Origin of the sequence: uncultured Gimesia sp. (genome assembly GCF_937910335.1) — a bacterium.
Taxonomy (GTDB): Bacteria; Planctomycetota; Planctomycetia; order Planctomycetales; family Planctomycetaceae; genus Gimesia.
In genome coordinates this window covers 1-11912 of record NZ_CALEMX010000530.1, presented here as the reverse complement: position 1 = coordinate 11912, position 11912 = coordinate 1, and the positions used below count along the sequence as shown (strand labels likewise).

The following is an 11912-nucleotide window of genomic DNA, read 5'->3' as shown; positions in this document are numbered from 1 at the left end:
AATTTTAGAAATGAATTTAATAGATATGCCTCCACCAAAATATGTTCACTCCCATCAATGAGAAACATGGAAAAAGTAGCTTTAAATGAGCACTTCCCGGCTCAAGCAAGTGAAAGAAAATCCTTTCCGGGTCAATTCTGTTTGAAATTCAAACTGAGATCGTTAAAGTCGTAAATCTACCATGCATTCTGACATTCCCGGACGAGCATTGAAGAAAGAAGTACGATGAACAAAAAACCAAAACTGACAACCACGGGCGGCGCACCCATTGCTGATAATCAAAATTCATTGACAGCCGGACCACGTGGGCCCGTTCTCCTGCAAGATTATCAATTAATTGAAAAGCTGGCGCACCAGAATCGTGAACGAATTGCCGAACGTGTTGTTCATGCGAAAGGCTGGGGAGCTTACGGTACACTGAAAATTGAAAAAGACATCAGTAAATACACAAAAGCAAACGTGCTGCAACCCGGTACACAAACCGAGATGATTGCACGTTTCTCAACGGTAGCAGGTGAAGCAGGAGCCGCTGATGCGGAACGAGATGTTCGAGGCTTTGCACTAAAATTTTACACGGCAGAAGGGAACTGGGATCTGGTTGGCAATAACACCCCCGTCTTCTTTATCAGAGACCCCTATAAATTCCCGGACTTCATTCACACGCAGAAAAGAAATCCTCGTTCGAATTTACGTTCGACGACAGCCATGTGGGATTTCTGGTCGCTTTCGCCTGAATCTTTGCATCAGATTACGATCCTCTTTTCAGATCGGGGCTTACCGGTCGGCGTTCGAAACATTAACGGTTATGGAAGTCATACCTTCAGTTTGATCAACGCCAAAAATGAACGGTTCTGGGTCAAGTTCCACTTCAAAACATTGCAGGGACACAAACACTGGACCAACGAGGAAGGCGAACAGATCGTCGGTAAAACACGTGAAAGCACACAGGAAGATCTGTTTTATGCGATTGAAAATGGAGATTTTCCAAAATGGAACTTTCAAGTACAGGTGATGCCGGAATCAGACGCGGACCAGACGCCTTATAATCCGTTCGACCTGACGAAAGTCTGGCCTCACAGTGATTACCCCTGTATCGATGTCGGAACGCTGGAATTGAATCGTAATCCGGAAAACTATTTTGCGGAAATTGAACAAGCTGCTTTCTCACCTTCTAATATCGTTCCCGGCATTGGATTTTCGCCTGATAAAATGCTGCAGGCCCGCATTTTCGCTTATCCTGATGCTCATCGTCATCGACTGGGTACACACTACGAGTCTTTGCCGGTCAACGCACCGAAATGCCCGGTACACCATTACCATAAAGATGGTGCCATGAGCTTCAAACCCAACGGCACTACTTCGGATGCCTATTACGAGCCCAATTCATTTAACGGCCCTATCGAACAGCCGGATGTTGCGGAACCGCCGTTGAAAATTTCAGGGGATGCGGCACGATATGATCACCGCGAAGGAAATGATGACTACTCTCAACCGCGCGCGCTTTTCAACCTGTTTGACGAAGGGCAGAAAGCACGTTTGTTCTCAAACATCGCAGCCGCCATGCAAGGCGTTCCCGAAAACATTGTTGACCGCCAGTTAAAACACTTCGAACTGATTGATCCTGACTACGCTTCCGGCGTTCGTGCAGCACTCGATTGTTCGTAAGAAAGAGTCAACGCCAACATCGCATTGAAGGAAAGTAAGAATCCTTTTCCTTCAATGCGTCTCTTTTTTAACCAGCTGATTCAACCAATCAGTTCAGGAATCGGTTTACCCTGATCGGCGATGATCGGAGTCGGACGGCCATTAAAGTCTTCGATCAGCACGTTGGAAGAATCGATTCCCAAATGATGGTATATCGTAGCCAGAAAATCGCCAGCGCCGCAGATCCGGTCGATTGAGTCTTCGCCCAGCTTGTCAGTAGCACCGATAAAGCGCCCAGTTTCAATGCCGCCACCCGCCCAGATATTGGAAAAAGCACGCGCCCAATGATCTCGGCCAGGTTGTTTTGTACCAGCCGGAGCACTCGCGTTACCGACACCGGTACTGGGTTGATAGTTTATTTTGGGAGTACGGCCGAATTCTCCCGTCACTACAACCATCACGCGATCGTCCAGGCCACGCTCATAGATATCTTCAATCAATGCAGATACTGCCTGATCATAGACTTGAGAGCGGAATCGCATTGCGTCAAACACATGATGATTGACTGCATGATCATCCCAGTTATTAACGCGGCCACATAACGGCCCACTCAAACTGGTCGTGAGAATATCCACGCCGGCTTCTACCAGACGACGCGCCATCAGCAATTGCTGTCCCCAGGTATTCCTTCCATAACGATCGCGCGTGCGATCATCTTCCTTACTCAAATCGAATGCGTCTTTTGTTTTTGGGTTCGTCAACAGGGTCATTGCCTGAATTTCAAATTCATCCAGCGCTTTGAGTTCACCCTCCTGGTCAAAAGTCCGCTCCAGTGTATCGAGTTTCTGGCGAAGCGTTGCACGACGATCTAATTGTTTAACTTCAGCCGCATTGGACAACCCAATATTCGGCACACTGAAATTAGGTTTATTGGGATCACCTGACACCGTAAAGGGCCCATAAGCATCACCAAGATAAGCCGCACCTACTCGTTGTGAGGAAAAATTCATACCGACATAAGGTGGCAGTGGGTTTTTCCGCGGCCCCTCTTTGGAACGCAGGTAATTAGTAACCGACATCCAGTCAGGATATTTGGGAATTTGCTTATCGCGTGAATCCGTATCGCCTGTCAACATTCTCAATGTACCAGCCGGGTGTCCGGGGCTGCCATGTCGCATCGATCTGAGAACCGTAAATTTATCAGCGATCTTGGCCTGCATCGGCAACAATTCGCTGAAATTCATCCCCGGAATTTTCGTCGGAATCGTTCCGAAGGGACCGCTGTATTCACTAGGTGCATTGGGCTTGGGATCGTATGTGTCAATATGCGAACATCCACCCGGTTGCCAGACCATGATGACAGCAGTTTTATCCTTCTTTTTCGTAGCAGGGCTTGCTGCCTGGAGTCGCAGAATCCCCGGTAGAGTCAACGAAGCGAACCCGGCCAGACCCATTTTAAGGAAACCACGACGGTTCTCCGGTCCCGGGCAGGGGCTGATCGATGAAGCATTAAATGGATCTGTCATCTCTATTTCGCTTTCTTGGCTGGATTAACACGAATAGTTATGGGCGTTGAAACAATTATATCTACAATGTCTTTTGGCTTTGATCTCGCTGTCGCACTTTTCAATTGCTTGTCTGATGTAGCTACAATCGCTTCCGCAGACTTCGCTTTTTTCGCGGCCTCTTTGGCAGCGGTATTTGCATTCACTCTTTGTGCATCAGGAGCGGTCTTTGCGACATCAGCCAGTTTTTTTGCTTCCGCCGTCAGTGCTTCAGCTTCCTGTTGTGCCTGCATGAGTGCCGTTTTTGCGGAAGCAACTGCCTCTAGATTTTCGCGGTATTTGACTACAGCATAACCGTAAAATGAAATTTGATAATCACCAGGAGCTGTTTTGAGTACCGCTAAATCGAGTACTGCCTGGGAAGAATCTTTAGTTAAAGGGGCATCGAAGGCAGGCACCCGTTCAAAACCGTCACCATAGGTCTTCAAGGTGATATTGGCTCCGGAAAACTCCGAACGACGTGCATGGACCAGCGGAATGGTCAATTTCTCACCCGCGGTCACTTCCCAGACTTTCTTTTCAGCAGGAGCAATTGTGATCGGAGCCAGCTCCGAATTACTTACTGAAACAGGGACATCCACAAGTAAACGAGGACTGGGTACTTCACCCGAAGCATCCCTAATGGGCCATTGCATGGATGCCATGCGACAGGGACGCGTCACCAGTTTACCATTAATCGTAGCACGACCGAAAAACGCCGCGCTCGTCAAACCACGTGGAGCATTGGCTTCAGAACTGATCAACATTATCCCGCGCGTCTTGCCTTTCGGAATTCTCAATCCTGCAGCGCTCACACCTTCTGGTAAATTATCCATAAACAAATCGATTTCTCCAGTGAAACCATCGCGACGCACGACGACCACTTCGATAGGCATGGTTGCACCAGCACGCAGAGCAATTGGCTTGGAATAAGCACTGCGATCACCATTTCGTAAATTCATATGCAACGCCCATCCGACTAATGCAAAGTCAGGTTCTGCCTTGCGAATAATTAAACGATAAATATTTTTGGGATCGTTACGGGTTCCACCAAACAGATCTCGTAATTGCAGGCGATGCACGCCATCCTGTTTAATTTCAACTTTACCAATAATGTCAGATGAACCTGCATTGTAAGGAGGGCCATCGTAAGAGTAACCGTTGCTGGAAACTTTAATCGGAGTAGCAATATCACTCAACTCCACAACATCCGTCAACGTTTCTTTGGATGCTTCTCCACTCACATATTGAACCACAATCGAAGGATCCGTAGGTCGACCCAACCGCTCTGAAGCGACTTCCACCCACCATACTTCCCCCTTCTTTGCCGTAAATTCAAAAGTGTCAACATCAGCCGCGGGATAAAAACTACCCGTAATATCACAAGGCAGAGTAATTTTTTGTGCCTGTGCATGTTGGTTATTGGGTTCTGATTCAGGACGAATTGTCTTGCCTGTCAGTCCAACAGGCGGCCAAGAGAATGCATTCACCGCCTGGATGGCAGGCTGCCGGGAAACGACTTCCCCTTTTGCCACGTCTCTGATCGCTAAGCGATAAAAGTGATAAGGCCCGCCATCGTAAGTCAGGCCGTGTAATTTGATCACATACTTCCCCGTCTCTGGAACTTCAAAATCGAGCATTCCGCCGCGGCGCTCCACTTGCAGATCCATGCCCTTCTCATCAGCAATAATCACAACGGGATTCAGTTTCGAATCAATGCCTTTAGCGGCACAGTCAACAATAATGCGTTGCCCTTTGTTTGCTTCGAATGTATAGAAATCGATCTTCTGTCTCGTCATGACGGCATTGCAGATAGAATTCAAATCCAATTTCATCGCCGTTTCCAGAGATGTGTTCGCTTTACTCTGAATCGCTTCGGGTAATTCGCCCACATTAAAGACGCGTGTTGAGGATACACCCAGCCGCGTCAAGACGCGGGCTTCATGAATTCCTTTCGGACAATCTTTTGCGATGGTAACCTCATACGTATAAGGCACAGGCTGTCCGTCTTTCCCCAGTTTCTGTTTTGCAGATATACCGGGATGCGAAAAACTGAGCTTGTCAGATTTATCGAGATTCTGACCTGTAATCTTAACATCGAAACTGGTTCCAACCTGACCTCCCATAGGCTTGGTGGTCAGTAATCGCGGAGCAGGCAGACAAACAAGCTGCGCAAAAGCTGTTGTAGTCAGCAGACTTGCGATCAGACAGTATCCTGCAATCAATGTAAGCGGCTGTCGATATTGTCGTATCATTCCGATTCCTCTGGTTAAATTATAAACAACACGTTCTGTCTCGATCAGGATGTTTCTCTAGAAAAGAGAACTCATTTTAATTGATCATGCCTCTAGTGATTAAACAGGAATTCCTTTGTGTTCATCAACGCCCAGATCAAATCCTGGTAATCTTTCTTGGTCGGTTTTTTCTTTGCGATCGGCTGACCTTTTGCATCCAGCATCGGCTCATTCAGATAATCCAGTGCCGTCTTCAATTCTTCTGGACGTGGTTTGCGTGAAAATGCAGCCAGATACAATTCGTTAACCTTCTCTTCAGTCGATGACTCAGACTTGGCAAATTGAGCAGCGCGACCAGCGCCCGTAGCAAGTTTCGCTTTTATATCCCCTGAATTGATCAAATGCAGGCTCTGCGCGAGACTCGATGACTGAATACGCTCGCATTCACAAACACTGGCACTGTTCGGGCGCCCGAAGACTTTCAGGAATGCCGATGAATTATTATAGCTGTTGTCAGGTAAAGAAATGGCACGCGTTCCAGGTGGCAAATTGGCAAATGCTGTAGATGAACCAGCCAACTGATCGATGGCGTCTAATAAAACCTCTGCCTGTAAACGCCGCGGGTAAAATCGTGAATAATTCTGGCGATCAAGCAGGTTATATTCGTTCGGCATTGAACTCAACTGATAGGCATGCGACTGAGTAATTAATTTTACCAGCTGTTTCAAATCAAAGCCGGAACTGATGAATTGTTTTTCCAACGCCGCCATTAATTCAGGATTGGTAGGCGGGTTCGTATCACGGATATCATCTTCAGGCTCGATCAAAGCACGTTTGAAAAAATGTTTCCAGTAACGATTCACCAGCGCTTTGGCAAAGAAGGGATTCTCTTTAGAGCTCATCCAGTTTCCAAGTCGCAGCCGAGGATCTTCATCGGGGGATATCTCACCTACATTATCACCCAGTGCGGCCGGCTTAAGCATCATTCCCGATTTGACATTTTTGGCCTGCGCGAGTCCCCGTTTGTGAAAAATCAGATCTTCACCACGAGTACCCGTCGGCTTGCGGCCAATCTGTGAAAAGAAAGCCGACAGACTGTAATAATCGTCCTGACTCCAACGTTCGAATGGATGATGATGACATTGGGCACACTGCATCCGCACACCCAGAAATAACTGAGCAATGTCTTCCAACTGCTCCTTAGGGTCTTTCACCCGTTTGTACCATGCCACAGGTGGATTACCAACCACCGTACCGGTTGCCCCCAATAGTTCACGCACCATCTGATCGTAGGGAACGTTTGCCAGCAGACTATCCCTGATCCACGCATGAAACGCAAAATTGGATGTAATATCAGCGGTAGCATCACGCCGATTCTTCAGCAAGGGCACCCACTTGGATGCAAAGTAGTCGGCATAATTGGGACTTCGCAATAATGATTCAACAACCTGATCACGTTTGTTTTTGTCAGTACTCGCCTGAAACGCCGCTGCCTCTTCTTCTGTCGGAAACCGTCCACAGAGATCAAGCGTCACACGACGTAGAAAAGTAGCATCGTCACAAACAGATGACGGAGGAATCCCCAGCTCTTTCAAGTTGGCAAAAACATACTTATCAATAAAGTTTTTCGATGCGGGGACTTTTGTGACCGGTGCACCTAATGGGACGGCTGCAGTGAAAACGGCAATCTTACCTTGATACCGCACCATCACTGCAACTTTACCGGGAATATCGTTCACCTTCACAACTCCATCTTCGCTGGCCTCTGCCATCGCTGATATGTTGGATTCGTAAAGCGCTAACTTTGTAACATCGCGAATGCTGCCATCCGAGTATTTCGCGATGGCTTTCAGTTTCTGTTCTTCTCCCATGTTGATCAGGCCACGTTTCGGTTCAACCTGCACAGACACCAAAGTCGGTTCCTTGCCAGTTGAATACGTGGCCCCCTCCTCAATCCACTTTCGAATCAGTCGGTAACCCTCTGAATTACGCGGAAGCTTAACCCCTCCTCCATGTGGCGTCTCTCCCGATGCTTTAGTGAGGAACAGGCTTTTTGTCGGCACCGAAGGAAACAGGCGTCGTCCATGGCCTTCTTTCACTACGCTCTCGTAGTCCTCCAACGGTTCAAATCCCAAAAGGGAAAGTTGAAAACCATTCTGCCCACCTCCCGCTTTGGCATGGCAGATACCCATGTTACAACCGGCCTTCGTTAAAACCGGAACCACATCATTCACGAAGCTGACAGAACGCGTATCCTCTGCGCCTGATGTCATCCCCGAAAACACGAGCAGAACCACAAGTGAATTCAGAACGCGCAGAAAGAACAGACGTGATGAATAGGCTGTATGCAATGTTGTCATATCAATTCTTATTGAGGCGGGAAAATGTATTGGAGGGAAATGCTTAAAAAGCATCTATTTCTTATATAAAACTGTACTATTGAAGACAAGGATTGTCAATATTTAAGTTTTATTTGGCACATAAAAACCTATACAGACACTACTCTATTTTATCGTCATTTTGAGCTTAAAAACCATACCTGATTTTAGCACTCCAGGAAGTATCATCCAGTGATACCTGATAAAGGAGTGAAAACGTCATCTTGTCTGATTATAATGGGCCTCTAATTTCATCTGATCGCCTCCCATTTGAATCGAATCTCTACGCAGAACTCTGACACGCTGTTAATTAGACGAATTCAGTTTCATTAATTAAAGCAGCTTCAATGGCCAGACCGGGGCCAAACCCCAGCATCACACAAGGCAATTTGGCATTCTGCGACTGCAATTTTTTCAGAATAAACAACACCGTCGGCGACGACATGTTGCCATATTCTGCAAGAATTTCACGCGAGGGCGTCAGCTGCAATTCATCAAACCCCACCGCTTCGGCAACCGCATTCAGGATCCTGGGACCGCCCGGATGAATGGCCCAGCTTCCAATCTCTTCGATTGTAAATCCCTGAAGAGCCAACCAGGGTTCCAGCCAGCTTCGCAATGTAGCATTGATCAAATCCGGAATCTGTGGCGAGAGGGTCATTTCAAACCCATGATTTCCAATCCGCCAACTCATCATCTCTTCAGAGTCAGGAATCAACGTTGATCCTGATGCGACAAGTTTCCAGGATTCTCCCGAACGATTTGTCCCCTGTTTTCCAACAACAGCAGCCGCCCCATCTGCAAAGAGTGCATTTGCGACAATCTTATCCGGGCACCAGCCATATTGTTGATGTAAAGTACAAATTTCAACAGCGCAAACCAAAACGCACGCTTCCGGATCGTTGTCGGTAAACGACTTCGCAACACGTAAACCGTTCAACGCTCCATGACATCCCATAAAGCCAATATGCGTGCGGGCCACATCGGCAGAGAAATCCAGTTCTTTCAGCAACAGAATATCAAAACCGGGAGCACTGAAACCACTACACGAAACCGTTACTAAATGCGTCACTTCAGAAGGGCTGACATTCCCGGTATTCAATGCTTCAATTGTCGCAGAAATCGCCAGCGAAGAAGCATGAGTTTCGTATTCCTTCATCCGATGGGATGTCGTCGGGCCAAAATCAATTTCCGATGTTGCAGGAGGATAAAATGATTGCCGCGCTATTTCACCATTCGTACTGCTATTCAATACGACGCTATGCCGTGTTTTTACTCCAGCGCGCCGGTACAAAATGGGCAATAGCCGTCGCTGTTGATCCGTTGAATCAGAACTGCAACTTAAGGATTCAGCGTGAACCGCAGCCTCTGATTGTTCGATAGAATGCTGAGGAGTGGTGGTACCAATTCCGAGTATTTCAAAACTCATATTTATTCTCGGTGTATTTGGGATTTACTCTAACGATTTAAACGGGTCACAATGGGGCGAGCCACTCCCGGAAACATATGAAACAGACGCAATCCCAAGCCCACCGCTCTAGGTGAACGCAATAATTGCGCAAGCCAACGACACCAGTATAGGCGACCTACCGAAATATCATGCTGTTTTCTTAACCATTCTTCTTCAATTTGATGATCCCACTTCAACAACGCGCGCGGAACAATGCGAGCAACCGTTATCGCCTCCGAGATGGCATTGGCCATCCCTTCGCCTGTAAATGGTTCCAGATAACCCGCCGCATCGCCCAACACAAATACATGCTTCCCCACAGGTTTCAACGTATTACGGGTGATCGGTATGGTACCTTTAAAGGAACCCTCAGAGATTTCAGGTAAGATCGGAAATCCTGAATCCTTCAAGATCTGAATCACAGACTCTTTAGGACTGACGCTTTTTTTGATGAAATCCCGGTCAATCGCTGCGGCAATATTCAGGCGGCCGTCTTCCACACGCACTAGCCCCACATATCCATTTTTATTAATTGCCATATGAATCATACCGGCTGGATATTCCGCAGATCCATCTTCCGCGAGCAAGGTTCCCACCCCGATGCGAGAGTTCTCAGAAATCACACTCTTAAAACCTTCACAATTCTGCAAACTCGGATGCCCCAGCCCATCTGCCACCAGAACTATTTTTGCCGTCACGACGCCAGATAATTCACCTTGATGAGTCAGTTCCACATCACGCGCCTGATCATGTTCTGTGTAGTTCCTTAACATGGCGGTCGTTTCCGGTAAAAAACAAGAGCCTGCATGAATCGCTGCCTGCACTAATTTTTCATCGAACACGGATCGGGAGATCGCAATCCCGCCGGGTAAAGGAATTATGGCTTCACGTCCGCTGTAACGCACCTGAAACGAATCCAGCCGTACAATATCAAGATCTTCAACAATCGTGCCCAGACCGATCTGCTGTAATGAGGAAATGGCCCGTTGATTAAGACAACACCCACAAACTTTGTATCTCGGAAACGCCTTACGCTCAATCAGTAAGACACGTAACTTCTGGAGCGATAACTGATGGGCGGCCACACATCCCGCGGGTCCTGCTCCAACCACGATCACATCCCAGTCTAAACTACAAGCATCACTGATACTGATTACATGAGATAAACTCATGATTGACTCCATTGCAATAGCCATCTTTGTGGCCAATGCTGAGTCATTTGAAATCCGCTCAATCCACCCTGCTTCGCCAATACAGCGGCTTCAGTCATTGTAAATGCACCAGCCACGGAGAGAGGGCCATCGGTATGCACAATCGGGGAACGGGTCAACAAACGACATCCTGCCCAGGCCAGCCAATATCCCAATCGTGTTCGTCGCAAATCATTCACTAAAACGAGATGTCTCGTGGCATTCGACATAATGTTGAACAACCGCGAGGCGTGTTTCTCATCAAGATGATGCAGAAACAGGGAGCACATGACTACGTCATATTTTTTATCGAACGGTTCCTGCAGAATATCGCGCTCATAAAAATGAACCTGATCAAGCTGCATGCGTTGAGCCAATTCCGATGCATGCTTCACGGCATAAGAACTGATATCACATCCATCCACTTCGACGGAGATCCCGGCTCGTTTTGCCCGTTGTGCAATATCCAATCCGACATCACCTCCTCCACTGGCAATATCCAGAATTTGTAAGGGGCGATCATCTACAATGCGTGCCAGATTTCGAATCGGAGGCCATAAAATAGAACTGCTGCGGCTCCACCAGTTAACGCGTCGCAAACCCGCTAATGCACGGGCATGCTCCCGCTCGGTCAATCCCGGCTGGTCCATCAATTCCGGTTCTCGATTGCGAACCTGCAAATTCATAATCCGTTCAATCCGAGTCGATTCATTATCTACTCATTACATTTTTTTGTATTTAAAAGCGACCAGACTACGACTAATACCATATTACCATTGGTGGATCATCGTGGACGAGACATTCAATGTCAATCAAGGAACGAACGCGACCAACGTATATCAAAGATCCTTTGGACTCTAATATCGCCTGAATCCTTTGGTTAATGAACGATTTTTGAGTAATGCACACTGAGAGAACGAAAACCCGAATCATGAAACCCCGTCATTACTCTACGCAAAAATGTACGGAAGCCTAAACAGGACATCTGGGAAAAGGGGCCTCTCGATTGACTATATTAGCACTCAACAGGGTTTGATAGGACGAACTTTGTTCGAGAGTCTTCTCGTCAATTCGTATTTCTGAAAAATTCGCATCACTGGCAGCCGATTCAACTTTTGAGTAACTCGCCACCATCTGAATCAGGCTTTTGTTGTCAATTGGTTTTCTGGCGTAATCATCGCATCCCGCATCAAGACATTTCTGTCTATCGGTAGACATCGCATGCGCGGTCAATGCAATTATGGGCTTTTGATATCCAAGATTTCTCAATGTTCGTGTAGCCGCATAGCCATCCAGCACAGGCATCTGCATATCCATCAGAATCACATCGAAGGGGCGCGATTCTCTCATTGCTGCGAACGCGAGATCAACAGCAATTTCTCCATTATCGGCAACGGTCACATCCGCTCCTGATTTCTTTAAGGGTTCCTCTAATAATTCCTTGAAATCAAGGAATTAAGTATGGACGTGTT

General features: G+C 47.3%; 7 protein-coding genes and 1 pseudogene. 1 reads left to right on the top strand and 7 read right to left on the bottom strand.

What is annotated here, in order from left to right:
* Window positions 1–225 precede the first annotated feature (225 nt).
* Window positions 226–1665, top strand: a complete 1440-nt coding sequence (locus Q0668_RS21850) for a catalase (protein ID WP_298868551.1) — start codon at window positions 226–228, stop codon at window positions 1663–1665.
* Window positions 1666–1745: 80 nt separating this feature from the next.
* On the opposite strand, the gene Q0668_RS21845 is transcribed toward Q0668_RS21850, so the two are convergent.
* From Q0668_RS21845 to Q0668_RS21815, 7 genes and pseudogenes are all read right to left on the bottom strand, one after another.
* Window positions 1746–3170: a DUF1501 domain-containing protein gene (locus Q0668_RS21845; RefSeq protein ID WP_298868548.1), complete on the bottom strand. Its 1425-nt coding sequence runs from the start codon at window positions 3168–3170 to the stop codon at window positions 1746–1748.
* Window positions 3171–3172: 2 nt separating this feature from the next.
* Entirely contained in the window at window positions 3173–5443 is a 2271-nt protein-coding gene (locus Q0668_RS21840) for a serine protease (RefSeq protein WP_298868546.1), read from the bottom strand.
* A gap of 92 nt (window positions 5444–5535) precedes the next feature.
* Entirely contained in the window at window positions 5536–7782 is a 2247-nt protein-coding gene (locus Q0668_RS21835; protein WP_298868545.1) for a DUF1549 and DUF1553 domain-containing protein, read from the bottom strand.
* 328 nt (window positions 7783–8110) lie between these two features.
* A complete protein-coding gene (locus tag Q0668_RS21830) occupies window positions 8111–9229 on the bottom strand; it encodes a type III polyketide synthase (RefSeq protein ID WP_298868543.1) in 1119 nt (372 codons plus the stop codon).
* 29 nt (window positions 9230–9258) lie between these two features.
* Complete coding sequence (locus Q0668_RS21825; protein WP_298868541.1) at window positions 9259–10422, bottom strand: NAD(P)/FAD-dependent oxidoreductase; 1164 nt, start codon at window positions 10420–10422, stop codon at window positions 9259–9261.
* Complete coding sequence (locus tag Q0668_RS21820; protein WP_298868539.1) at window positions 10419–11126, bottom strand: methyltransferase domain-containing protein; 708 nt, start codon at window positions 11124–11126, stop codon at window positions 10419–10421. Before Q0668_RS21820 ends, Q0668_RS21825 begins: the two co-directional genes overlap by 4 nt.
* Before the next feature lie 286 nt (window positions 11127–11412).
* Window positions 11413–11868 (bottom strand): annotated as a pseudogene (locus tag Q0668_RS21815) (response regulator); the annotation flags it as partial.
* Window positions 11869–11912 lie beyond the last annotated feature (44 nt).